Below are 24,418 nucleotides of genomic sequence, written 5' to 3' on the forward strand. Positions count from 1 at the left end.
AGCCCAGGTTGAGGAAAGTGAGCGGTTATAAACACCTGCCAGAACTGCGTGAGATCATGAAACGGGCTCTGGCGGGGAAGATAATGGTGAAAGCGGCGTGACGGTCATGCCGGGAGTTTCAACTAAAAAAGGGATTGACTCTCCGGCCGGTACTCGGGTATCACTAGATGATATGGTAATGTAACTCTGCGATTGTTCCACAGTTAAATACTGTGTATTTGCGTTTACTGTGCTTGTACTTCCATTGGAACATAATCCGGTTGTAGCTACGGTCTGGAATAAATAAACCCCGGAGTAATCCGCAACAGACAAGCTATCCGCAACAGACGAAACGGCCCCTCCCCCGCCGCCACAGGATAGTGTGGGTAATAAAAATATGATACAAAGCATTGAGAGCTTTAGATGTAATCTCTTTCTCATGAGCTTGCCATCCTCTGTTTTTTTGCTTTACTTGTGGACTCTTTCGCCTGAAGGAGTTATTAATTCTCCGTTTTCAAGCAAGGTGTTGCCAATAGTTCCCTTCCCCCCCCATTTGCAGGAGGGAAGGGGAGTACGGATTCACAAGATGCTCAGGATTGTTCTCAACCTCATGGCTAGAACACAAATCCTAGTATTAAGCCCAGTTGGGTATAATCACCGGTGATGCTTGCGCTACCTATGGATACTTTTGAGCCTGTCAGCATTCTCACGTCGCCGCCGATGATTATCCGTTCTATTCTCCACAGAAGTCCCGCATTCAGTAATAATCCCACTCCAGAACCACTGCCGGCAGCTGAGGCTGAAGCCGTGCCTTTTGTAGCGGTGACGTCAAAAGTATAATTAGCCATGCCCAAACCAGCGCCCAAATATGGCCTGAGATTTTGCTCTTCGTTGAAATACTTTCTTGCGCCAACGTCAACCTCGGTAAAAGAACTTTTTACTTTGAATGTGATGCCTGGATATGACGATAAATAACCGGTAGCTTCGCTTGATTGTCCGGCTGCCAGAACTACAAACATTGATGCTGGCCAGGATTCATATCTAAAATCAAAATCACCACCGATGAACGTTTGGGTCTCAACAGGTTTCCAGTCGCTTGAATTCAACGATCTCTGCCCACCCATCAAGGTGAAATTGGTTATAATTTTCTCATTTGTTTCCGCAGCCGCAACGCCTGTAATTGCGAAGAACACAGCGAGCAGAGCCAAGGCGAGGATATTTTTAGACATTTGACTTTTCCCCAATTTAAGGATTTCTCCAGTTATAAAATTCCCCTTACACGGAAGGCTACCCCCCCCCCCCCGGAAAGTCAAGATAAAATATTGCTTGTGGCGAAAGGATTTGAACCGATAATTCCCAATGTCATCATTTTGGAATAGGCTGGATTAATAAGGCGCCAAAAGCTTTCCGCAGAGGTAATCCCTATTGGCATGGCGGCCTTTATGGCATAATGATTTTTATATGGGGAAACAAAATCATAAATCGTGTGCGGTCTTAAAATGAATGCGGTTCTATTGGACAAAATGAGCGGCCTGAAGGATCTTTGCGAAAAATATTACGTTCTTCGCCTTGAACTGTTCGGTTCTGCGGCGAAAGGCGAATTTATTCCCGGCAAGAGTGATCTGGATTTTCTCGTGGAATTCCGGAGAACGGAAGCTATGAACGTGGCTGACCAGTATTTCGGACTGTTGGAAGATTTGAAAAAACTGTTCGATTGCAACGTGGACCTGGTCATGAAAAAAGCAATGCGTAATCCTTATTTCATAAGGTCGGTAAACCAGACAAGCGTGCCTCTTTATGCCGCCTGATATTCCAAAACTTCTGGAAGATATACGCGAAGCTGGTGAGTTTATTCTTAAATCGGCCGCTGGACTCGATTTCGATCAATTTGATGAAAACAGGCTTCTGCGGCAAGCAGTCGAGCGGAATTTCGAAATAATTGGAGAAGCCCTTTTACGCATCAGGCGGTCTGATCCGAAAATATCGGCTCGGATCGGAGACGAACTGAAAATAATAGGATTCCGGAATGTCATAGCGCATGGCTATGACATGATTGACAATGAGATTGTCTGGCTTATTATTCATAACGAATTGCCAGTGTTGATATCCAAGGTTAGGGATTTGCTTAAGGATGCCGAAGGATTTTAGGTGAACATATGACCGGACATATTGACGGCAAGGCGTTCAAGGACCTGTTCAAGGCGGGGGCCCACAGGGTGGCGGTGTCCCGCGATTACCTGAACAGCATAAACGTGTTCCCCGTGCCGGACGGGGACACGGGCAGCAACATGGCCGAGACCCTGACGAACGCCGCCGAATGCCTGGAGACTGTGGACGATTCGTCGCTTGCCAGCGTGCTGGAGACCCTTTCCACTAAATTGCGCATGGAAGCCAAGGGGAACTCCGGGGTGATCCTTTCCGAGTTCTTCTATGGCATGTTCCTCAAGCTAAAGCAGGAGGAGCGGGTGCATCCGGAAAGGTTTGTGGAGGCGCTCACAAACGGCAAGGACATGGCCTATGCCGCCCTGGCAGAGCCGAAAGAGGGGACGATCCTCACCATTATCCGGAAGGCGTCCGACAGGCTCCACCACGCCAAGGAGGACATGCGCGACATGATTCACACCGTCGAACGGCTGGTGGAAAGCGCCCGGCTGGCGGTGGAGGAGACGAAAGGGGAGATGGAGGTGCTCAAAAAGAACAAGGTGGTGGACTCCGGGGCGCACGGTTTCCTGCTTTTCTGGGAAGGGGCGCTCGGCTGCATGAAAGGGGAGATAGACGCCTCCACCATACTAAAGCCGATAAAAAGGATTTTCACCACGGAGCAGAAAGAGGATATCAAATACCGGTTCTGCACCGAGGCGCTGGTGAAAGGGGAGGGGATGGACAGGACTGTGGCCCGGGCGGAGCTTTCAAAAATGGGGGACTCGCTTATCGTCACCGGCGACGGTTCCATCCTGAAGGTCCACGTGCACACAAACGATCCGCAGGCGGTATTCGCCCTGCTTGGCGCCATGGGGACGCTGGTGAAGACCAAGGCGGACGACATGATCGCCCAGAACACCCAAAAGGCCGCCAACGAGAAAAAGGCGGCGGTGCGGGTGCTCACCGATTCAACGTGCGACCTGGACCTTGAGTTGATGGAGGAGAAAGAGATCGAGATGGCGCCGTTGCGCGTGATGTTCGGCGAGGAGACATTGCGCGACAGGGTGGACATCACCGTGGACGAATTTTACGAAAGGCTGCAACGCTCGCCCATATTGCCCCGCACATCCCTTCCGGCGGCGGCTGATTTCATGCAAGGCTACGAGCATATCGCTCCATATTGCGAGAAGATACTTGCGGTTTACCTGTCGTCCACGCTTTCCGGGACATGGCAGGCGGGGCGCAAGCGTGGCGAGGAGTTCGGCGGGGACAAGGTTGTGGCGTACGATTCGGGGCAGGCCTCCATGGCGATGGGATTGATGACGCTGGAGGCGGCCAATATGGCGGAGAAGGGAGAGCCGCTGGACAAGATAATCGCCCGGCTGGACGAAATAAAGGGGAAAGTCTCCACCTATTTCACTGTGGACACGCTGGAGTTCCTGGCGAAAAACGGCCGGATAGGCCTTGCCAAGAAAGGTGGTGGGCCAAGCGCTGGGGCTAAAACCGATTTTAAAGTATTCGGAAGGGCAGGTGCGTTCGTGCGCAAAGGCCTTTGGAAGGCGCAGTATGATGGAAAAGCTCCTGGGGATCCTTGAAAATGACGCGCGCAAACCGGGATTCGAGGGGGTGTATGCCCTGGCATGGTCGAACAATCCGGAGATGAGGGACGAACTGATGGAGAAGATGAAGAAGCGGCTGGACATGAAATCGCTCGTCATCGGGCGCATATCCCCGGTCGTTGGCGCCCACACAGGCCCCGGCGCGCTGGGGGTGTTTTGCTATTGAAGGGTCTTGGGAGGCTGGTAAATAATAATCAATGCGGCTGATTGCTCCGATGGCGGCCACTATTTTAGAAAGAAGGAAAACATGAAAAAGCATTTGCTGACGTTGATTGCGCTTGCGCTGGCGGTGTCGTCCGGGGCGTGCGGGTTCACTCGCGTGGAGACGGGCGAAGCGGGCCTGCGCAAGACCTGGGACGGCGAGATCAAGTCCGAAGAGCTGGGAGTCGGCTTCCATCAGACGATCGTCGGCAGCGTCATCATCTTCGCCACCAAGGAGATATTGCTCACCGAGGAGAACATGACCCCGGCCTCCAAGGACAAGTCCACCCTGAAGGACTTCGACATCAATTTCACGTACACGGTGGACCCCAAGTCCATCGCCGAACTGTACACCAAGTACAGCATCACTTCGCACATGACAAACCCCAAAAGCGAAGGGTATGAAATCTTTCCGATGGGCAATTTTGTCACCACCATAGTGCGCGCCGCCACATATTCGGCGGTGGCGGAGTTCGACGCCCTGGAGGTGAACAACAACCGCAAGCAGATCGAGGAGCGCGTCAAGTCGCTGGCGAACGAAAAACTGGCCGGAGAAAAGCTTGAAGGCAAGGTCCACGTCAACATGGTCACGGTCCGGAACATCCAGCTTGCCCCGGAGATAGTGGAAAGCGCCAACCGCGTCTCGCAGGCGCAGAACGAATTGACGGCGAAAAAGACGCAGGTTGAGATCGCCGTGCAGGAGGGAAGACGGATCGAGGCTCTGTCCCGGCAGACGGACGAGAAATACGTGCGCCTGCTCAATGCCCAGGCGGCGATGAAGACCGCCGAGGCGATCGAAGAGGCGGCCAAGAAAGGCTCGACGATATGGGTTGTCCCGAACAACTTCGTGTCGCTTGGGAACACCACGGGAAGATAATCTTGAGGAGCGCGATGAGCGGAATGGCGCGAGTTGACGGGCGGATTGAGTTTGACGCGGCAAAAATACCGGAGATATGCCGCCGTCATAACATAGCCAGATTGGCCCTGTTTGGATCGGTGATCCACAAGGATTTCAGGCCCGAAAGCGATGTTGACGCCCTGGTGGAGTTCGAGCAGGGGAACACGCCAGGCCTTGAATTTTTCGAGATACAGGCGGAGCTGTCGGCTGCTTGCGGCAGGATGGTGGACCTTAATACCAAACAGGATTTAAGCCCGTATTTCAGGGATGAAGTGCTTGGCGAAGCTGTGGTGATTTATGACAAAAAGGAATGACGGCATAAGCCTGCGCCAGATGCGCGATCACGCGCAAGAGGCGCTTGATCTTGTAAAGAACCTGACGCGGGAAGACATTGATTACGACCGTGTGCTATGCCTTGCCCTCATCCAGCTTCTTCAGATCACAGGCGAGGCGGCCACGAGAGTTTCAGAGGAAAAAAAGGAAGCGACGGCGGAAATAAAGTGGAATTCAATAATCGCCCTTCGCAACCGTCTTATTCACGGATACGATTCTATAAATATAGACATTCTGTGGAGCATAATAGCGAAAGACTTGCCGGAGTTGGTGGAAAGACTGAACGTTGAAATCGCGGATTAGTATTATTCAGCTATGCTAATAGCATTATAGATTAATATCTGTGTTCGAATAGCGACACTATCCGCATCACTATCCGGAAAGTAAGCCCCCATATCTCCCTCCCCTGATAAAGGAACGCTGGGCGGGGGGCGCCTTCGCCGGGGAGAGTTGTGGTTCTTTTCACGAAGGAGCCGTTCATAAAATGGTCCACCGGCGCCCAGAAGAATTCCTCCACCTCGCCGTTGGGCACGTTCATCACAGGCTCGCCATGCACCACCCCCACCACAGGCCACACGGCAAAGCCGGTGGAGGCGGTGTCCATCAGAGGGAGCATGCCCAGTATCTTTATGTGCCCGCCTCCGATACCGGTCTCTTCTTCCACCTCCCGCAACGCGGTCTGCACGGGAGTCTCCCCCGGCTCCATCCGCCCTCCGGGAAAGGCTATCTGGCCTGGGTGATAGTTCAGGTTGGCGGAGCGGCGTATGAATCCAAAGGACGCTTCGCCGTTTATAAGCGCCACAGGGGCCAGCGTTGCGGCCATTATCCTTCCGGGCGCGGCGTTGCCTTGCGGCTCCATTAGAAGAGCATGCGAGGCCCGCCGGGTGAATTCATCAAGTTCCATGTGGGCGCCTGCCGGTTGTTTAATAAATCCCGCCGTTACATAATGAAACGGCGCCAAACTACAACTTCATTATAGTATTCATCCCATGGATTTGCGGATAGTAAACGGCGAGGTGGTGGACCCGGCGGCCGGGGCGATGTCGGAGAATAAGACCGTCCATGTGTCCGGCGGCAAAATAGCCCCGGCGTCCGCGCAGAACGCCGAGGTGATAAACGCGGCCGGATGCGTGGTGATGCCTGGCGGCGTGGACATACACACGCATATCGCCGGTCCGCTTTTCACCGCCGCCATGACCGCGCAGACCGGATCGCCCCCCACGCCGGACGAAATAAACGAACGGTTGCGCAAGACCGGCGTGGACTATCTGCTTATGGGCTACACCACAGTGGTGGAGCCCGCCGCCCCTCTTGCCTTCGCGATGCAGGCCCACGGACATCTTGCCCGGATACCGGTCCTGGACAAGGCCATGCTCGTGCAGGCGGTGTTAAACGAGCCTGTATTGCGCCTGATCGAAAAAAGGGATATTGCGAGGCTTTCCAAAATCCTGGGCTGGATGGTGGAATCGTCCAAATCCCTTTCGATAAAACTGACCGATCCGGCGGCGGATTTTAAAATATCCCCGGTGGAGATAATCGTTTCCATGGCCGATGCTGTCCGCAGGCTTGGCCTCCCCCATCCGCTTCACGTCCACTTGAACGATCTTGGCGCGGCCGCAGGGCACACGGCGGCGGTGGAGACCGTCAAGGCGCTTGCCGGGATTCCGGCGCATATCGCCCACCTGCAATTCCACTGTCACGGCGGAAGCGGTGGAACTCCGCGCTCGGAGGCCGGGCGCGTGGCGGAGGCGGTGAACAAGAATCCGAACGTAACTTTCGACGCCGGGCATATAGTGTTCGGCCCAACTGTCACCGTCACCTCCGATTCCACATTCGGCCCCAAGCTTGCCAGGATCACCGGCAAAAGCGCCGTGGAGCAGGGCACCGGCCTTGGCGGCGGATGTTTTGCCCAGCGTTATGAATACAAGGCAAGCTCGCTTGTGAACAGCATGCAATGGGCCTGCGGGCTGGAATTGATGCTGCTGGCGGAAGATCCGTGGCGGGCGTTCCTGTCCACCGACCATCCGAACGGCGGGAGTTTCACATCATACCCATACATAATCCGTCTGCTGATGGACGAAAGTTTCAGAAAGCATGAGACGGGAAAAATTAATCCGCGGGGGCTGGCGCTGACGAGCCTCCCTTCAATCCGGCGGGAGTATTCGCTGGGTGAAATCGCGGTGATCACGCGTTCCGGCCCGGCAAGGCGGCTTGGGCTTGATAACAAAGGGAGCCTTGCCGCCGGCGCGGACGCGGACATCGCCATATACCGAAAGGACGGCGATTACGAAAAGATGTTCACGAAGGCCGAGTGGGTGATAAAAGCAGGGCTGGTGGTGGTGCGAAACGGGGCCGTGGTGGACAGTCCGCCGGGGAAAACATTTTACGCGCCGCCATTGGAAAGTTTTGCGGAAATTCCAGCCGAGTTCGCATCGTATCCAGAACTTGCGGACAGGGAGCGATTCCCTGTGACCGCAGGGATGCTCCCCTGGGGCAAGCCTGTGGGCGGTTGAGCCCATTTCACCTTTGAGATTCTTCACTGCGCATACGCTCCTTTCAGCATCCGTATAAGCGGCTGTCATTCTGAGGCGAAGCCGAAGAATCTCCTTTCACAGCGGTATTTAACGGCTTAAGCCAGCCCGTGGGTTTTGAGAAGTTCCTCATCGCAAAGCAGTGCGTCCGGCGCCCCTTCCGCCACGATCTTGCCATCGCTCATGATCACGACCCTGCCGCAAAGTTCCCGGACAAGCCCGAAGTCGTGGGTGGCGATTATCTGCGCCCCGCCTATCGTCTTTAACGTTGCGATAAGCTCCCGCCTGTTTTTCGGGTCCAGCCCCCCCGTCGGCTCGTCGAGCGCCAGCAATGGAACGCCCATGGAGAGCACCGTGGCGATGGCCGCCCTTTTTTTCTGCCCGGCGCTCAAGTGATATCCGTTCCTGTTGGAAAGCTGCGGCAGCCCGAGCCTGTTGAGCGCGTCCATCGCTTTTGCGACCGCATCATTTTCAGAAAGCCCCATGTTGCGCGGGCCGAAGGCCACGTCGTCGAGCAGGGTGGGCATGAAAAGCTGGTCGTCCGGATTCTGGAACACAAGGCCGACCCGCTTGCGGACTTCCTTGAGGTTGCGTTTTATCACCGGAATCCCGAACACCGAAACGCTCCCTTCGCCCGTCAGCACGCCGTTAAGGTGGAGCAGTAACGTTGATTTCCCCGCCCCGTTGGCGCCAACAAGTCCCACTTTCTGGCCATCGTCCACCCGCAAAGATACACCGTCGAGCGCCAGAGCGCCGTCCGGATATGTGAACCGCAGGTCTTGTGTGAGCGCCGCCGGTATCAAATCTGTCACGAGGCGATCCTCACCGCAAGCAGAAATAGGGCCGAGGCGGCCACGCTGGCCATATCTTTCATTGTCATGGCTCGCGCCGGGCCTGTTATGAACGATCCGCTGTGGCCCCGCGAAAGCATGGCGTTGTATATCCGCTCGCCCCGTTCGTAACCGCGGACATACAGCGTGCCGATCATCCCCCCTGCCACGCCTGCGTTCCATATCCATTTCCCGCCATACAGCCGCAGGTCGCGCGCAAGTTTCATCCGCCGAGCCTCTCCCGCCAGCGAGAATATCTGGCGGTGTGTGAAGCCTATTATGTTGACGAACCCGGCGGGCACACGCAGCCGCTCCAGCCCCTCCATAAGTTTCGGGAACGGTGTTATGGCCGACAGTGTGAAAAGACATGCGGCGCACACATACGCCTTCACCGAGGCCCCGGCCAGGATCAAAAGGCCGGATTTGGACAATGAAACGCCAGCTAAAACATAATATCCGCCGGCCGCGCCGGTATTCATGAACGGGACGAATAGCGCCGCCGCCAGGGTGAAAGGGATCACCGCCGCCGCCGAAAATAATATGCGGACGGCTGATGCGCCCGAAAACGCGCCCCATAAAAGCGCGAAGGCAAGGTATACGACGAAAGCCGCCGGTGATGTGATTGGCGTGGTGACGCAGGCGAGTATCAATGAAAACGCGATGAGTATTTTTGGCCGGGCGTCCATCGCGGAGCCGGAGTCCACAGCCCCGGTGAAGTTCATCCCCGGTTGTCCGTGGAAGCGGCCGCGCTTTTGCGTGTGATAAACTTGCCCACGCCATACCCGGCGGCGGCGGCCAACAGCGCCCCGAAAATACCGGCCGCTCCCTTGCCACCCCAAGGGGCCGGGAAGGTGTAACCGGCGAAGAGCGCCAATGATCGCGCGGAACTTTCTTTTTCCATCGGGGCAAAGCCCCCCTGCGCGGCCACTTTTTCCAATCCGTCCGGAGATTCGGAGGCATATGGCGAAACGAACGCCGCCAGAACAAGGCATACGCCCATGGCCGTCAGAAAGAAATAGCGATTCCGCATCTTTACGCCGAAAATGTTCATGTTCGAAGCTTACGCAATTATCGCAAAAAAGCGGGAAGGAAGCCATCGGTACATCAATTCACCGCGACGATGGATGATTGTGACCAGGGAGACGCGGAGGCGCAGAGTAAAGAAATGAATTCGCTCTGTGTGTGCGTGGTGAAAATCTTTTCCTGATCATTTTGCTTATGCCAACGGAGCCACGATTGACTAAAGACCGGGCCGGGCTCATTGCCGCTATTTCTCCATCACCGGTTTTTCAGGTATTGCTTCGAATCCCGGTAATAGTTTTCGTGCGGACCGATCATGACAAGCTCAATATCCTTTCCCGATTTGCGGTAGGCGAGGAGGTATTGTGTGTTCTTAAGCTTGAATTTGTGGATGAATACGCCCCGCAGGTCGCCTTTTTTTTCATCGCCGATGGAAATATTTTCCACGATTGCTTTTATCTGCGCGTCCAGGATGTCCTTTTCCTGTTTTGCGAGCTTTTTAACTTTTTGCTGGAACGATCTTGACTGGAATATTTTCACGGCGGACTACCCGAATTTGTATTCCGATCTTTCACCCCGCTCCAGTTCCGCAAGCCCGATCATGATTTCTTTTATCAGAGAATACGGCAGGTCCGGATTTTCCTCGGCGAACTTGCCCATAAGCGCCCAATGCTCGATCTGTCCCGCAAGCGACCTATGGTCAATTCCGCCGAATTTTCGCGCTTCGGCGATAAGTCCGTCTGAAATCCTCACTGCGGTAGCCATAAAGACGCCTCCATGTCAAAATGCAACGTAGGAAGAATAATATAGCAAATAGTTGCAAAATGCAATTCAGGCGCGGTCACGGACTCTTTATAGCTTCGGCGGCCCGCCGGCAATAGCCACAGTGGCGGTGGCGCTACTTTTATTATTTGCCTCCCGTTTGTCATATAATAAAAACCCTTGAACATCTGAAGACGGGGGCCGATGGAGTCGTTCGATATTGCGGTGATAGGGGCGGGGCCGGGGGGGTACTCGGCGGCCTTGCGGGGGGCGGCCCTCGGGCTTTCCGTGTCGATAGTGGAAAAAGGGGAGATCGGCGGGGTCTGCCTGAACACGGGATGCGTCCCTGCCAAAAGCTGGGTGGCGGCGGCGGAGACGGTGGACTTTGCCAAGGCGATGGGGCAGTTCGCCGCGGAACCGTTCAGCTATACGATTGACTTTGCCAAGATGGCGGCGCGGCAGAGGGCCATCGTCGCCCAGTTCCGGAAGGCCGTGACCGTGGCGCTGGAAAAGGCCGGTGTGAAGATATTCCATGGCGAGGGGAGGTTTGTGTCACCGTCGGCCATGTTCGTTGGCGATGCCAAGATCGGTTTTAAAAACGCGGTGATCGCCGCAGGTTCCATCCCCGCCCGGCTTTTCGATTTTGATCCGGCGCTCCTGCTGGACAACACTTCCATTTTTGATCTTGAGTCCGCGCCCAAGTCCATCCTGATAATCGGCGGCGGCGCCATCGGATGCGAGATGGCGGGGGTGATGTCCCGGCTTGGCGCGGAAGTGACCATTGTGGAGGCCATGAGGCGCATATTGCCGATGGAGGACGCGGAGGTGGCCGATACGCTGTCCCGCGAATTCCGGAAGCGCAAGATCAACGTGATCACTGGCTCCGGCGTGGCGAAACTGGAAAAATCGGGAGAAATGATCGTTGCCACGCTAAAAGATGGAAAAACGGTGACCGCCGAAAAAGCGCTGGTGTCCGTCGGGCGAAAGTATGCGACGGCGGCGCTTGGGCTGGACAAGGCGGGGGTCGCCACCGGGGCGCGGGGCGATATCCCGTCGGATGAATTCGGCCGCACATCGGTGGATAACATCTTCGCGGTTGGTGACGTGGCGGGGAAAAATCTTCTGGCGTACACGGCGTACAAGGAGGGGATATTGGCCGCCGAAGTGATCGCAGGCAAAAATCCACAGGCTCCGGTGAAGACCGCGATTCCGTCGGTGGTTTTCACCATCCCGGAGATAGGTTCCGTTGGGGTGACGGAGGATTCCGCCCCGGCTGGACACAAAAAGGGGATATTCCTTTTCCGCGCGCTGGCCCGGGCCCACGCCGCCGGGGAGATCGCCGGGTTCGTAAAGATCATCGCAGACGGGACGACGGACAAATTGCTCGGCGTCCACATAATCGGCCCGCGCGCCACCGACATGGTCCATACAGCCTGCATTGCCATGGCATGCGGCCTGACCGCGCAAAAATTCGGCGAAATGGCGTTCGCCCATCCCACCTTCGCAGAGGCGATGATGGAGGCGGCCCACGACGTCCACGGCGTTTCCATCCATAAGTGAGAATATGGCGGCAAACCCACGGCGCATAGCGTTGGCAAACCGCAAAGGCGGGTCGGGAAAGACCACCACCGCGGTGAACCTGGCCGCCGGGCTTGCCCTGCGCGGGGAGCGTGTGCTGCTCGTGGACATGGACCCGCAGGCTTCCGCCTCCATCCACCTTGGGGCCGAGGCGGACGATGATACGCCGTGCATATACGAACTGCTGCTGGGGATGGAGGAGGACGCGGGCAAGGCGGTGGTGAAGACCAAGGTGGAAAAGCTGGATATCATTCCGGCGGCGCCTCGCCTTGCCGGGGCGGAACTGGAACTATGCGATCTGCCCGGGCGGGAGCGGCGGCTTTCACACCTGTGGCAGGGTCTTATGGCGAAGTACACATACGTTATCGTGGACTGCCCGGTGTCGCTGGGTATATTGGCGCTCAACGCCCTTGTGGCCTGCGATGAAATTATCGCCCCGGTGCAGACCCATCATCTTTCCATAGTGGCGGTGCGGCGGCTGCACGAAATAGTGCAGAAGGTCAACGCCACGCTCAATCCCGCGCTGAAAATTGTGGGCCTCGTGCCGACGATGGTGGACAGGAGGATGAAAATAAGCGACGAACTTATCGCGCAGATGGAAAAAGCGTACGGGCGCAACCTGCTGCGCCCCATCATCAGATTGGACGCCAAATTGGCGGAGGCCCCGGCCCGTGGCAAGCCGATACAATTGTTCGCCCCCAAGTCCAACGGCGCCTATGATTACACCGTGCTGGCCGACGACATAAGGACGATGTGACCGCGATGGCGAAACTTCCGATAATGGGGCGCGGGCTGGACGCGATCATACGCGACACCGTCGCCGATTCGCCCCGCCCCGCCGTTGACCCGGAGGAGATCGCCAGGCTCAAGAAAGCCATCGAAGAGGAAGTATCAAAGGGAGCCCAACTGGCGGCCCGGCTGGGGGAGAAGGAGGTGTTGGCCGAAAAACTCTCCGAAGAGGTGAAGGGGCTGCGCGGAAAGCTGGACGAAGAGATACCCCAGGGCCCGGCGCGGGACATACTGGTGGAGACCATGCGCCAGTCCGCCGACAAGTTCGACAAGGCGGGAAACCTGCTGGACGCGTTCCATCTTTACAGGCGTATTTTAAGGATCGCGCCGGACGACATTGGCGCGCTCAAGGAAGTGGCGACAATATATTACAGCGCCGGATTTCTGGAGCGGGCGGCCGAATGCCTGCGGATGATCGTGGAGATAGAACCGTCCAACGCGAAAACGGCGGAAAACCTCGCGGCGATAGAAGAGGAGATGAGGAGGGGGGAATGACAGTATTGTTGATAGAACATTGACAATACCTCCCCCCGCCGTTTAGCATAAACCCTCACGACTAGAGGAAATGAGATGGATCAGCAGACCGAATCGGTGGTTTTAAAGGCTCTGGAAGACTCGGACGCCAACGTGCGCAAGGCGGCGGCGGTGTCCCTTGCCAAGTGTGAAAGCACGCACGCCAAGTCCGCGCTCATCAAGGCGATCAAGGACAAGGTGTGGCAGATACGCGAGTCTGTGATCAATTCCATCGGCGAGGCGAACATCACCGAGGCTTCGGACGTATTGTTCAAGGTGCTCGGTTGCGAGGATGACGCTTCGGCCCGCAAGGCGATTCTGCAATGGGCAGTGTCCAAAGGTGAAGAGGCGGCTGACGCAAAGCCCAAAGCCGGAGGCGTTCCAGGCGCGGCGGACCCGAAAAAGCCGGTGGGCGAACCGTGGCAGGTGAAAAAAGCGGCCGCCCTTGCGTTGAGCAAGATCAGGCCCGATATCGCCGTGCAGCCGCTGATAGCGGCCCTGGCGGTGGACAATCCCACCGCGAAAATGGCGGCCATGGCCGGGCTTGGGAACATAAACGCGACGCAGGCGGCCGGGCCTTTGATCGAGTTCCTTTCCAACGCGGACTGGAACGTGCGCAAGATGGCGGCGCAGACTTTGGGCAGGCTGAAGGCCGAAGAGGCCGCAGACGGGCTTTACACCCTTTTGGGAGACGAAAAATTCGCCGTCCGCATGGAGGCGGTGATAGCGATAAACCATATAAAGCCGGCCGAAGCTGTGGTGGCGCTGTCCAAGGTGGTGGTGTCCGACAACAATTATGAAGTTCGCAAAGTGGCCGCAACGGCCCTTGGCAACATGAAGACCATGGACGCGGTCCCGGCGCTTGAAAAGGCCATGGATGACGAGAACTGGATGGTGCGCAAGGCTGCTGTGGACGCCCTGACAAACCTGAAGGCCGTGGAAGCCCTTGGCCGGATAACGCTGAGCCTGGCGGACGAGCAGGAAGACGTCCGGTCATCCGCCGCCGTAAGCGTGATACGCCTAAGCCAGATCGCATAATATTTCGCTGGCTATCCGCGCCAAAATCAAGCAATCGTGGTAATATTCAAACTGGTGGCATTTTTGTATTAAGGTCATGAAAGCACTAGATTTCAAGGATATGACCGTGCTTGTGGTGGACGATATGTTCAACATGAGGCGGACGATAAAGAACATGCTCCGCCATATAGGCTTTGAGAGCGTGATCGAGGCTGAAAGCGGCCAGCGGGCATGGGAGATCATCAGCTCCACGCCGAAGAAAATAGACATGGTGGTATCGGACTGGAACATGCCGGAACTCCCGGGGCTGGAGCTTTTACGGCGGGTCAGGGACTCCGCCCGCCATCGCGACACCCCCTTCATCATAATCACCGCCGAGGTGTCTGAAGCGAAGATAGTGCAGGCCGCCGAGACGGAGGTGGACGGATACCTTATCAAGCCGTTCGTGGCCAAGGCGCTGGAGGAGAAGATCAACGCCATTTTCGACAACCGGGAAAATCCGCCCCCTTTCGAGAAATACCTGAGGGTGGGGGACAACGCCCAGGAGGCCAAAGAGTATGACAAGGCCATCGAAGCGTTCAAAGAGGCGTTGCGGATAAGGCCGGACTCCGCCCGGGCGCGTTGCGCCATCGGCGAGGCGTACAAGCTCAAGGGAAACATGGCCGAGGCGGAGAAATGGCTGGCCGAGGCCATCCGCACGAATCCGCAGTACACCAAGGCGTATGAGAGCATGAGCCAGGTGTACGAGGCCGCCGGCAAGCCGGATCTGGCCGTGAAGACGCTGGAGAAGGCCGCCGAGATCAGCCCGAACAATCCGGAGCGGAGCCTTGAGATAGGCAAGCTTTACTTGAAGCAGGGGAACAAGGAAAAGGCGGACCATGCCCTGCAGATAGCCCTGAAAAACGCCGGGCACAACGCCGCCATCCACACGGAGATCGGCGAGGTGTACCTCACTTCCGGGGACGACACGCGGGCCGCCGCCGCGTTCTCCAGCTCCATAAACATAATCGAGGACGTGCACGTCTATAACAGGCTGGCCATAGCCCTTCGCAAGAAGGGTCAGTATGACGAGGCGTACAAGGCATACCAGAAGGCCCTCAAGCTTTCGCCGGACGACGAGGTGCTTTACTTCAACATCGGCAGGCTGTACATGGAGCAGGACCTTTTCAAGGAGGCCGAACAGGCATTCCTGCAGGCCCTCAAGCTCGATCCGGAATTCAACGAGTGCAAGGCCATGCTTCAAAAGCTCAAGGAGACAGCCGGAGGGCGCGCCAGGTGACGGGCGGCTTTTAAATGGCCAAGAAAAGACGGACCGAGCTCGATATAGACAAAGATCTGGCGCCGGAGCCAGCTCCACCGCCACCGCCTCCCGTAGAAGCCCCCCCACCGCCGCCGCCGCCGGAAGAATCCGCGGAAGCGCCGCGTCCTGTCAGAAAAATAAACAAGGTCAAGCTTATGATCCTTGTGGGGCTTGGAACCCTGGGGCTGCTGCTCACGGGGCTTTTGATATGGGGCGGCGTATCGCTTTACGCCTCCAACCAGGCGAAAAAGGCGGCCGAAGAGGCGGCCAAGGCAGAGGCTGCCAAAGCTGCCAAGGAGCCTCCCGCGCCCAAGCCGAACCTGTATGCGCTGCAGCCTTTCTTCATCAACCTGGCGCCGGGAAAAGGGAATGGCAAGGCCACATTCGCCAGGATAGAATTTTCGCTTGAGACCGGTTCCCCGGCGGTGGAAAAGGACATCGAGCGGAACGTTACGCTTGTCCGTGAGAACATATTCTTCCTGCTGCGCAATATGAGCGAGGACGATTTGAAAGGGGAGGAGAAACTGCGCCAGCTGTCCGTGGACGTGGCCATTTCCATAAACCGCTCCATCCAGTCCGGAGGGATTACCCGCGCGCTGATAACGGAGCTTGTGCTCAATTAGCGGATGAAAACGCGTTGACTATTTCAAGCGGCCGCCTTTCATAAATCCCTTTTTTGAATAGCTGAGTATCTTTTCATCTTCAGTCAATAGAATGGCCCCCAAATGGCGGGCCGCCGCCACTATCAGCCGGTCTGCGGGGTCCTGATGAAATGGCGAAAGTCCGCAACTGGGTTTGGTTATGACCACCGGGACATTTGTCGCCGAGACCTCGTCCATTATCTTCAGGCAGCGGGCCTTGAACTTGCCGGCGGGGATATCCTTTTCGCTTTCTCACCGCTTCAGTTTGCGGTAAAAGTTTTCGTGCGCGCCCACCAACAACAGGTAACGTGTGGCTGGATCGAATTCGTAGGCGAGAAGGAATTGTTTGCCTGCGCAAGGGAATTTATAGACGTAAACTCCCGCCAAATCCCCTTTTTTCCCGATACCCAGGCCAGGGTCGGCCGTAATAGCGAAAACGGCGCCGTCAACCGCGGCTTTCTGGTTCGGGTTTAGGCGTTTGTAGGCCCGGCGGAAACTATTTGCGGCGAGTATCTCAACCACGTTTTCCTTCGGGTATAAACGGTGCGGCTTCATCCCGGCTTTCCGCGCGGGATATCAACAGGTCCCGGACAAAGTCCACCGGCAAATCTGGATTGTCCAAAGCGGCCTTGCCCACTTTGGCCCAGAATTCTATTTGCCCGGCGATTGTGCGGCTCTCGGCCCTGGCCTGTGACTTGGCGGCCTTGTACAACCTGCCGTCAATCCGCACTGGCATTCCCATTCCGTTCTCCTGTCAATGAATGCTACATTTGTAGTATAAAGTATTGGGATGGAGATGCAAAGACCATTTCATATGCGTGGCATGCTCGTTCACATCGCCAGCCGGTATATCTCCAGAATGTCTTCCCTCGTCAACGGCTTGAAAACTCCCAACTGGCGGAACTTGACCGCCGACGCCGTCATAAGCTCAAGCTTCGCCCCGTCTATCCCGTAATCCTTCATCCGCACACTGGTTTTAAGCTTATTTGTGTAAAAATCCTCCATGGCGCCGATGGCCGCATCCGCCGCCTGTGCGTCGTTCATCCCCGCCGTGTTTATCATCCATACCTTCCCGGCAAACCGCCGGAACCTTCGCGGATTGGCCGTGTGAACATGCTTCATCCACGCCGGGAAGATGACCGCCAGCGCCGCGCCATGGGCAATCCCGTAATTTGCGGACAACTCGTGCCCGATCATATGGCTCGACCAGTCCCCCCCCGTCCCGCAGCTTAAAATCCCGTTTAGCGCCATTGTGGAGGCCCACATAAGGTTTGCGCGGGCGTCGTAATCAGCCGGGTTTTCTATGGCTATGGGGGCATTCTCGATCACCGTGCGCATCAGCGTTTCCGCCAGCCCGTCCTGGATCGGGGAGTTTTGCGCGCGGTGGAAATACTGCTCGTACACGTGGCTTAGAATGTCGATGGAGCCATAGGCTGTCTGGTCCTTTGGTACCGTGTATGTAAGCTCCGGATCGAGGATCGAGAACTTCGGATAGTACAGGGGGCTGTACATGGGGCGTTTTTCATTGGTGGCGGCGTTTGAGACCACGGAGTTTCCGTTGGCCTCCGAACCTGTGGCCGAAAGGGTGAGGACCACGCCTATGGGAAGGGCGTTTTCCGGCGATGTTTTCTTGCCGAAAAAATCCCACGGGTCTCCTCCATAACAGGCTCCGGCGGCGATGGCCTTTGCCGCGTCCACCACGCTGCCGCCTCCCACAGCGAGTACGGCGTCCAGCTTTTCACTTTTGCATGTATTGGCGCCTTTGCGGACCTCCCCGATTTCCGGATTTGGCGAGACGCCCGATTGCTCCACGAAATGAACACCGGAGCCTTGAAGCTGCCGTGAGATATTGCCGATCAGCCCGGATTTTCTCGACGAAGCTCCGCCGCTGAGCAGTAGTACCCGTTTGCCGATGGCGGCGGTCTCTTTCCCGGTGTTTTCAACCTGCCCCTTGCCGAACAGGATTTTGGTTGGATTGGCGAATGTGAAGTTGTTCATGCTACCTCACCCTTGAAAAGCGCTACAACGACGGCGTCGCCGTCGCCGGGAAAAGCCCTTTAAGCGCCTCGTCGGCCTCCTGCTTGAGTTTTCCCAAGGCTCCGTTATGGCTCGATCCTGTGGCGGTCACCGTCAGCACCGGCTCTCCGGCGTTGATGAAATCGCCGTCGTGCGGAATGTCCCGCGCGCCCCGCTCATGCCAGCCTTGCGCGCCGGTGAATATGCAGTCCATCCTGGCGAACACGCGCCCCTGGGCGAAATATTTGCCGGTGGGGCCCGGGTCCACGATCAGGTTGGAGCTTTTTCCCATGACGCTGTCTATGTGCAGCCCCAGAAGGTCGTTCCAGGTGGCGATGTCCAGCAAGCCCAGGGCCGATGTGGGCCGCGGATTTATCTCTATCAATGTGATGTCGCCAGCGTAAATGAAATCGAATCCCCACAGCCCCTTAAGCTCGAACTCCAGCGTCAGCGCGTCGGCGATGGCGGTGGCCTGGGCCGATATCTCGCGGGAGAAAGGATGCGGGAACACGTTGCCCACGAACCTGAAGTTGGATGCGCCGAACGCCGCGTCCCCCACGATCTGGGTCATCAGCGCCAGCACGGAGGCCTCCGACCCGTTGGACACCACGATGGCCGACGACGGCATGCCGCTTTTATATTTCTGGTAAAAAGTCTTGCCCCCCGCGGGGATGGTCAGGGTGTCCACGAACCGGATTCCGGCGCCGCCAGTGCCGGCGAATGGTTTTGCCACCCACCGCTCCTGCCTCATCTGGTCCGTCAATTCGTATTTGATGGGGGGAAAATTGAAGTTCCACGCGGATGCGGCCCGGTTCAGAGATTCGGGGTCCTTGGACTTGCGCACGGTCTCCAGCGAGCAGCCTGTCACCACGCCGATATCAGAAAGCTTGGCCAGCGCGAAGATGTCGTTCTCGAATCCCGGGCCGTATATCACGCCGGAGTTTTTTACCCCCGTCGCAAGTTGTATGAGCGCCTGAAGGGAGAATACTCCGGAGCCGTCCCTTTTAACGGAGCGGTTCGGGCCGAGCCTTTTGGTGTCCCAGTCGCCGTAATAGTCCACGGTGAAGACGTCGTGGCCGTGGCGCACGGCGTTCTCCGCCAGGAAACGGACGTTCGACCCGATTAAAAGAGAGGGCGCGGGGCTTGATGCGAAAGCCATGTTACCCTTCCAGAATGAATCCATCACTTCGGCAAGTATAACATCAATCCGGGAGGAAAATCACGAGGGGCGCTTTCGAATGGTGTTCCCCGTTTCCATGAAGTGATAAAATGCCCATTGGAAACGCCTTGGCATAGACCATAACAAGCGCTGGAAGCCGGAACGGGAAAAATGGGCGGGAATGTAAAACGGGAGCATCCGGGCGGATTGCCATTCGCATTGGCCTTGGCGTTGTTGCTCGCGTCATGCTCCGGGGGGAATAAAAGCGGCTCTTCCAAAGGTACGCCTCCCGCGCCGGTGTCCATAGAGAAAGTTGTGGCGAGGGACATGCCTTCCATCATCCGCGCAGTGGGGGCCGTGGAGGCTTTTTCCGTGGTGTCGGTAAAATCGCAGATCGGCGGGACGCTGCAGACAGTCCATTTCACCGAAGGGCGGGAAGTCCGCAAAGGCGATCTGCTTTTCACAATTGACCCCCGGCCTTGGGAGGCGGCGCTAAAACAGGCGGAGGCCAGCCTTGCCAGGGACACGGCCACGCGTGACAACGCCATGGCAGACCTTGCGCGTTACACACAGCTTGCCGCCGAAGGTTTCGTCTCCAACGAAAAGGTGGAACTTTTGCGGACCCAGCTTGAGGCGGCCGAGGCGGCGGTGAAAGCTTCCGGGGCGGCGCAAGACAACGCCAGGCTACAGCTTGATTACTGCTTCATAAAATCACCTGTCGGCGGGATCACAGGAAGCCTGACATACGACAGGGGGAACGTGATAAAGGCCAACGACGACAAGCCGATGACCGTGGTCCGCCAGGTGAGGCCCATATACGTCACGTTCACCGTGCCGGAACGCTCCCTCGCCGAGGTGAAAAAGGCCATGGCCCAGGTGACGCTTTCGGCGATGGCCGCCCCGCCGGGAGGGGCGCCTGGACCGGGAAAGGTGGTGTTCATAGACAACACTGTGGACCCGGCCACGGGGGTGATAAAGCTTAAGGCCGTCTTCGAAAACGAAGACCGGAGCTTTTGGCCGGGGCAGTTTGTGAACGTCGCCCTGCAGACAGGGGTGCGGCAGGGCGTTCCAGCGATTCGGGCCCGGGCCGTGCAAATGGGGCAGGGGGGGCAGTATGTTTATGTGGTAAAGCCGGACATGACCGCAGTGGCGCGGGCCATAACGGCGTCCGGAGAGGTGGACGGCTGGATGGTGGTGGACAAGGGACTGGAGCCAGGTGAGACGATTGTCACCGAGGGGCATATCAAGGTGGTCCCCGGCGGAAAAGTGGAGATAAAAGGCCCGGGAGGGAACAAGGAAGAGAAGCGATGAATATCTCCGAGGTATTCATCAGGCGCCCCGTCGCCACCACACTTTTGATGGCGGCCATCATATTCGCCGGGGTGTTCGCATACGTCAAATTGCCGGTCAGCCACCTGCCCAACGTGGACTTCCCCACCATCAGCGTTTCAGCCTCCCTCCCCGGAGCGTCGCCGGAGACCATGGCGGCCACCGTGGCCACCCCTTTGGAGCGCGAATTTTCCACCATCGCCGGGGTGGAGTCTATGACATCCTCCTCGTCGGCAGGCTCCATGCAGATAACCCTGCAATTCAACCTGGACAGGGACATAGACGGCGCCGCCCAGGACGTGCAGGCTATGATCACAAAGGCGGCCCGCAGGCTTCCGGCGGAGCTTCCAGCGCCGCCGTCGTTCTCGAAGGTCAACCCGGCGGACACGCCTGTTTTCTACCTGTCGCTCTCGTCGCCGGTGATGACCCTGTCGTCGGTGAACGAATACGCCGACAAGTTCGTGGCGCAGCGCATCTCCATGCTCCCCGGCGTGGCGCAGGTGCAGGTGTACGGCTCGCAGAAATACGCCGTCCGCGCGCGGGTGGACCCGGAAATACTTGCGGCCCGGGGGATCGGGATAGACGAGGTTGCCGCCGCCATACAAAAATCCAACGTGACAATGCCCACGGGAGCGTTGTACGGCAGATTCCAGGCGTTCACCGTGAAGGCCAGCGGGGCGCTGTCCAACGCCGGCTCCTTCCGGCCGCTGATCGTGGCGTACCGGAACGGCGCCCCTGTGCGATTGGGGGAACTGGGGGAAGTGGCGGACAGCGTGGAGAACGACAAGATCGCAAGCTGGAACAAGGACACCCGGGCCATCGTGCTGGCGATCCTGCGCCAGCCGGGGACGAACACGGTGGAGATCGTGGACTCCATAAAGGCCCTGTTCCCCGTGTTCCGCGGCCAGCTTCCCGCCGCGCTGGACCTGAACATAATTTATGACCGGTCCGAGTCCATCCGCGACTCGGTCAACGACGTGAAAATGACCCTGCTTATCGCCATCACGCTTGTGGTGCTGGTGATATTCATGTTCCTGCGCAACCTTTCCGCCACCGTCATCCCTTCGTTGGCGCTCCCGGTCTCCATCATCGGAACCTTCGCGGTGATGTACCCGCTGGACTATTCGGTGGACAACCTTTCGCTGATGGCGCTGATACTGGCGGTGGGCTTCGTGGTGGACGACGCCATCGTCATGCTCGAGAACATCGTGCGCCACATGGAGCGCGGCGAGGAGCCGTACCAGGCTGCGCTAAACGGCTCGCGGGAGATAGGGTTTACGATCCTCTCCATGACCCTTTCGCTGGTGGCGGTGTTCATCCCGGTGCTTTTCATGGGGGGGATCATGGGGCGGCTTTTAAACGAGTTCGCGGTGACCATCAGCGTGGCGATACTCGTGTCCGGCGTGGTGTCGCTCACGCTCACGCCGATGCTTTGCAGCAGGTTCCTGCGCGGAGGAAAGCAGGAGAGGCATGGAGCGCTGTTCAACCTGTTCGAAAGAATGTTCGCCCGGTGGCTGAACCTTTACGAAAGAAGCCTGAAGGTTGTGCTCAACCGGCGCAAGGCCACCATGGCCTTCACCCTGGCGATGCTTGCGGCGGTGATAATCATGTTTGTCAAAATGCCTTCCGGATTCCTCCCCAGCGAGGACACGGGGCAGCTTTTCGCTTTCACCGAGGCGGAGCAGGGGATAGGTTTCGATGAAATGGCCCGGCGCCAGAGGACACTTGCGGACATCGTCAAGCAGGACCCGAACATAGACACCTTTATGTCCTCCATCGGATCAGGGGGGCCGAATTCTTCCATGAACACCGGCAGGATGTTCATCAGGCTAAAACCGCGAAGCCAGCGCAAGCTGGGGGCGGACGACGTGATAAAAGAGCTTCGCGAGAAGACCGCGGGGGTCTCCGGGATACGCATGTTCATGCAGAACCTCCCCCCCATCCGCATCGGCGGCACTTTGACGAAAAGCCAATACCAGTTCACCCTGCAAAGCCCGGACATCGAATCGCTATACGTTAACTCCGCCGCGCTGGAGGATAAGCTGCGCGCCGCGCCGGGCCTGCAGGACGTCACAAGCGATATGCAGATAAAAAATCCCGAGGTGAACGTGGCGATAGACCGGGACATGGCCGCGTCGCTGGGAGTTTCACCGGCTAAGATAGAAGAGGCGCTAGGCTACGCCTATAGCTCCAGCCAGGTGTCCACCATATACGGCGCGGACAACCAGTACAAGATGATATTGGAGGTGGCGCCGGATCATCAGGAAAACGCGGAAATGCTGCAACAGTTGCGCGTCCGTTCGGCGTCTGGTGCCCTTGTGCAGATTGCCGCGGTGGCGAAGATATCAAGGAGCGCCGGGCCCATGTCCGTCAACCATCTCGGGCAGTTCCCCTCCGTGACCCTTTCGTTCAACTTAAAGCCCGGCGTGGCCTTAAGCGATGCGGTGAAGACCGTGGACAGGATCGCGTGGGAAACGCTCCCCGGTTCCATCACCACAAGTTTCCAGGGGGCGGCGCAGGCGTTCCAGGCGTCGCAAAAGGGGCTTTTCGCCCTGCTTGTCATGGCGATACTGGTGATATACGTGGTGCTGGGGATCTTGTACGAAAGTTTCCTGCATCCGATAACGATACTTTCGGGACTGCCATCGGCCGGGTTCGGGGCGCTGGCCACGCTCATGGCGTTCGGGATGGAGCTCAACCTCTATTCGTTCGTCGGGGTGATAATGCTTGTGGGGATCGTGAAAAAGAACGCGATCATGATGATAGATTTCGCGCTGTCCGCCCAGCGCAACGAAGGCAAGCCGCCGCTGGAGGCCATATTCCAGGGGTGCATGATAAGGTTCCGCCCGATAATGATGACGACAATGGCCGCCTTGATGGGGACATTGCCCATAGCCCTTGGGCTTGGCGCGTCCGCCGAAGCGCGAAGACCGCTGGGATTGGCGGTGGTGGGGGGGCTGCTGTTTTCGCAGTTGATAACGCTGTACGTGACGCCGGTGTTTTATTTATATATGGAAGCGTTCAGGGAGAAGGTGGGGAAGATGAGATAGGGAAGGGGGAAGTTAGTTAAGTATTATAGTGGCGATGTCCATTAGCATAGTATAGAAAATCATTAGGAATACAAGCAACCAAACTCCCCACCATCCATAGGTCAAAGTCCCAAACCAGCCTATAATAATAACGGATGAGATAAAAGCAAATCGATTCCATATCTCATGACCTCGGCCATATTTGTTGCTAAAATATTTTTTACAAAAATTCGTATTATTGTATTTCAATAGTTTTTTATCGATGCAATTTCCACATGGCAAATGATTCGTGATAGCAAACTTAAATTCCTTTTGAGTATATTCGCGTGTAAAAGTCATTGCTTCACCAAGCGCGCATTCGATTTCGATAAGTCTCTTATATACCCGCATTATCGCTCCATCAATCCTATGTGCGAGACTTCTCCAGAAGTAGAGGATTATAATGCTCGATAACGCGCCGATTGTTCCTATCCAAAATGACGCACCTGCGTTATCATTCTTGTAATATGTATGAGTCAGAAGCGTCGTAGTGCCACCAACGATAAACACGACTAAAGTGATAAAAATACGTTATTGTTTTGGATTTGTTGAACGGAGTCAATCCCTTTTTTAGTTGAAACTCCCGGCATGACCGTCACGCCGCTTTCACCATTATCTTCCCCGCCAGAGCCCGTTTCATGATCTCACGCAGTTCTGGCAGGTGTTTATAACCGCTCACTTTCCTCAACCTGG

26 protein-coding genes are annotated in these 24,418 nt (G+C 56.8%); 16 read left to right on the plus strand and 10 right to left on the minus strand.

Annotated elements, in window-relative coordinates:
- Window positions 1-593: 593 nt before the first annotated feature.
- The gene (locus tag HZB29_01915; GenBank protein ID MBI5814348.1) at window positions 594-1,208 is read right to left on the minus strand and encodes a hypothetical protein; all 615 of its coding nucleotides are present in this window, start codon (window positions 1,206-1,208) and stop codon (window positions 594-596) included.
- Between the two features lie 270 nt (window positions 1,209-1,478).
- Between HZB29_01915 and HZB29_01920 the strand changes: the two genes are divergently transcribed.
- The 7 genes from HZB29_01920 (at window position 1,479) to HZB29_01950 (ending at window position 5,475) form a co-directional block, all read left to right on the plus strand.
- Window positions 1,479-1,787, plus strand: a complete 309-nt coding sequence (locus tag HZB29_01920; protein MBI5814349.1) for a nucleotidyltransferase domain-containing protein — start codon at window positions 1,479-1,481, stop codon at window positions 1,785-1,787.
- On the plus strand, window positions 1,777-2,127 hold the full coding sequence (locus tag HZB29_01925; GenBank protein MBI5814350.1) for a DUF86 domain-containing protein: 351 nt from the start codon (window positions 1,777-1,779) through the stop codon (window positions 2,125-2,127). The genes HZB29_01920 and HZB29_01925 overlap by 11 nt, the downstream gene beginning before the upstream one ends.
- A gap of 8 nt (window positions 2,128-2,135) precedes the next feature.
- Window positions 2,136-3,716 carry a DegV family EDD domain-containing protein gene (locus tag HZB29_01930; protein MBI5814351.1) on the plus strand — a complete coding sequence of 527 codons (1,581 nt, stop codon included), beginning with the start codon at window positions 2,136-2,138 and terminating at the stop codon, window positions 3,714-3,716.
- The gene (locus HZB29_01935) at window positions 3,601-3,906 is read left to right on the plus strand and encodes a DegV family protein (protein ID MBI5814352.1); all 306 of its coding nucleotides are present in this window, start codon (window positions 3,601-3,603) and stop codon (window positions 3,904-3,906) included. Before HZB29_01930 ends, HZB29_01935 begins: the two co-directional genes overlap by 116 nt.
- Before the next feature lie 81 nt (window positions 3,907-3,987).
- The gene (locus HZB29_01940) at window positions 3,988-4,818 is read left to right on the plus strand and encodes an SPFH domain-containing protein (protein ID MBI5814353.1); all 831 of its coding nucleotides are present in this window, start codon (window positions 3,988-3,990) and stop codon (window positions 4,816-4,818) included.
- 23 nt (window positions 4,819-4,841) lie between these two features.
- The gene (locus HZB29_01945; protein MBI5814354.1) at window positions 4,842-5,153 is read left to right on the plus strand and encodes a nucleotidyltransferase family protein; all 312 of its coding nucleotides are present in this window, start codon (window positions 4,842-4,844) and stop codon (window positions 5,151-5,153) included.
- The gene (locus HZB29_01950; GenBank protein MBI5814355.1) at window positions 5,137-5,475 is read left to right on the plus strand and encodes a DUF86 domain-containing protein; all 339 of its coding nucleotides are present in this window, start codon (window positions 5,137-5,139) and stop codon (window positions 5,473-5,475) included. The genes HZB29_01945 and HZB29_01950 overlap by 17 nt, the downstream gene beginning before the upstream one ends.
- A gap of 31 nt (window positions 5,476-5,506) precedes the next feature.
- Here HZB29_01950 and HZB29_01955 read toward each other — a convergent pair whose 3' ends face one another.
- Window positions 5,507-6,076, minus strand: a complete 570-nt coding sequence (locus HZB29_01955; GenBank protein ID MBI5814356.1) for a CoA pyrophosphatase — start codon at window positions 6,074-6,076, stop codon at window positions 5,507-5,509.
- 85 nt (window positions 6,077-6,161) lie between these two features.
- Here HZB29_01955 and HZB29_01960 point away from each other — a divergent pair, with 85 nt between their 5' ends.
- Complete coding sequence (locus HZB29_01960; GenBank protein MBI5814357.1) at window positions 6,162-7,685, plus strand: formylmethanofuran dehydrogenase subunit A; 1,524 nt, start codon at window positions 6,162-6,164, stop codon at window positions 7,683-7,685.
- 116 nt (window positions 7,686-7,801) lie between these two features.
- Here HZB29_01960 and HZB29_01965 read toward each other — a convergent pair whose 3' ends face one another.
- The 4 genes from HZB29_01965 to HZB29_01980 all read right to left on the minus strand — a co-directional run bounded on the left by HZB29_01965 (window position 7,802) and on the right by HZB29_01980 (window position 10,318).
- Window positions 7,802-8,716, minus strand: coding sequence for an ABC transporter ATP-binding protein (locus tag HZB29_01965; protein ID MBI5814358.1), 915 nt, complete (start codon window positions 8,714-8,716; stop codon window positions 7,802-7,804).
- A 535-nt stretch (window positions 8,717-9,251) separates the two neighbouring features.
- On the minus strand, window positions 9,252-9,563 hold the full coding sequence (locus HZB29_01970) for a PDGLE domain-containing protein (GenBank protein ID MBI5814359.1): 312 nt from the start codon (window positions 9,561-9,563) through the stop codon (window positions 9,252-9,254).
- Between the two features lie 248 nt (window positions 9,564-9,811).
- The gene (locus tag HZB29_01975; protein MBI5814360.1) at window positions 9,812-10,093 is read right to left on the minus strand and encodes a type II toxin-antitoxin system RelE/ParE family toxin; all 282 of its coding nucleotides are present in this window, start codon (window positions 10,091-10,093) and stop codon (window positions 9,812-9,814) included.
- Window positions 10,094-10,099: 6 nt separating this feature from the next.
- A complete protein-coding gene (locus HZB29_01980) occupies window positions 10,100-10,318 on the minus strand; it encodes a hypothetical protein (protein MBI5814361.1) in 219 nt (72 codons plus the stop codon).
- A gap of 201 nt (window positions 10,319-10,519) precedes the next feature.
- On the opposite strand from HZB29_01980, the gene lpdA reads away from it, so the two are divergent.
- The 6 genes from lpdA to HZB29_02010 all read left to right on the plus strand — a co-directional run bounded on the left by lpdA (window position 10,520) and on the right by HZB29_02010 (window position 16,135).
- On the plus strand, window positions 10,520-11,875 hold the full coding sequence (gene lpdA / locus HZB29_01985) for a dihydrolipoyl dehydrogenase (GenBank protein ID MBI5814362.1): 1,356 nt from the start codon (window positions 10,520-10,522) through the stop codon (window positions 11,873-11,875).
- A gap of 31 nt (window positions 11,876-11,906) precedes the next feature.
- Window positions 11,907-12,650, plus strand: a complete 744-nt coding sequence (locus HZB29_01990; protein MBI5814363.1) for a ParA family protein — start codon at window positions 11,907-11,909, stop codon at window positions 12,648-12,650.
- Window positions 12,651-12,655: 5 nt separating this feature from the next.
- Entirely contained in the window at window positions 12,656-13,177 is a 522-nt protein-coding gene (locus tag HZB29_01995; GenBank protein ID MBI5814364.1) for a hypothetical protein, read from the plus strand.
- 75 nt (window positions 13,178-13,252) lie between these two features.
- On the plus strand, window positions 13,253-14,233 hold the full coding sequence (locus HZB29_02000; GenBank protein ID MBI5814365.1) for a HEAT repeat domain-containing protein: 981 nt from the start codon (window positions 13,253-13,255) through the stop codon (window positions 14,231-14,233).
- A 76-nt stretch (window positions 14,234-14,309) separates the two neighbouring features.
- Complete coding sequence (locus tag HZB29_02005; GenBank protein MBI5814366.1) at window positions 14,310-15,491, plus strand: tetratricopeptide repeat protein; 1,182 nt, start codon at window positions 14,310-14,312, stop codon at window positions 15,489-15,491.
- Window positions 15,492-15,505: 14 nt separating this feature from the next.
- Window positions 15,506-16,135 carry a flagellar basal body-associated FliL family protein gene (locus HZB29_02010; GenBank protein ID MBI5814367.1) on the plus strand — a complete coding sequence of 210 codons (630 nt, stop codon included), beginning with the start codon at window positions 15,506-15,508 and terminating at the stop codon, window positions 16,133-16,135.
- 270 nt (window positions 16,136-16,405) lie between these two features.
- Here HZB29_02010 and HZB29_02015 read toward each other — a convergent pair whose 3' ends face one another.
- From HZB29_02015 to HZB29_02030, 4 genes are all read right to left on the minus strand, one after another.
- Window positions 16,406-16,708 carry a type II toxin-antitoxin system RelE/ParE family toxin gene (locus HZB29_02015; GenBank protein MBI5814368.1) on the minus strand — a complete coding sequence of 101 codons (303 nt, stop codon included), beginning with the start codon at window positions 16,706-16,708 and terminating at the stop codon, window positions 16,406-16,408.
- The gene (locus HZB29_02020) at window positions 16,668-16,895 is read right to left on the minus strand and encodes a ParD-like family protein (protein MBI5814369.1); all 228 of its coding nucleotides are present in this window, start codon (window positions 16,893-16,895) and stop codon (window positions 16,668-16,670) included. Before HZB29_02020 ends, HZB29_02015 begins: the two co-directional genes overlap by 41 nt.
- 89 nt (window positions 16,896-16,984) lie before the next feature.
- The gene (locus HZB29_02025; GenBank protein ID MBI5814370.1) at window positions 16,985-18,151 is read right to left on the minus strand and encodes an iron-containing alcohol dehydrogenase; all 1,167 of its coding nucleotides are present in this window, start codon (window positions 18,149-18,151) and stop codon (window positions 16,985-16,987) included.
- A 22-nt stretch (window positions 18,152-18,173) separates the two neighbouring features.
- Window positions 18,174-19,328, minus strand: a complete 1,155-nt coding sequence (locus HZB29_02030) for an ATP-grasp domain-containing protein (GenBank protein MBI5814371.1) — start codon at window positions 19,326-19,328, stop codon at window positions 18,174-18,176.
- 171 nt (window positions 19,329-19,499) lie between these two features.
- Between HZB29_02030 and HZB29_02035 the strand changes: the two genes are divergently transcribed.
- Both HZB29_02035 and HZB29_02040 read left to right on the plus strand, forming a co-directional pair.
- On the plus strand, window positions 19,500-20,639 hold the full coding sequence (locus HZB29_02035) for an efflux RND transporter periplasmic adaptor subunit (protein ID MBI5814372.1): 1,140 nt from the start codon (window positions 19,500-19,502) through the stop codon (window positions 20,637-20,639).
- A complete protein-coding gene (locus HZB29_02040; protein MBI5814373.1) occupies window positions 20,636-23,707 on the plus strand; it encodes an efflux RND transporter permease subunit in 3,072 nt (1,023 codons plus the stop codon). The genes HZB29_02035 and HZB29_02040 overlap by 4 nt, the downstream gene beginning before the upstream one ends.
- The last annotated feature ends 711 nt before the right edge of the window (window positions 23,708-24,418 follow it).

The organism is Nitrospinota bacterium, assembly GCA_016235255.1.
Lineage (GTDB): Bacteria > Nitrospinota_A > UBA7883 > UBA7883 > JACRLM01 > JACRLM01.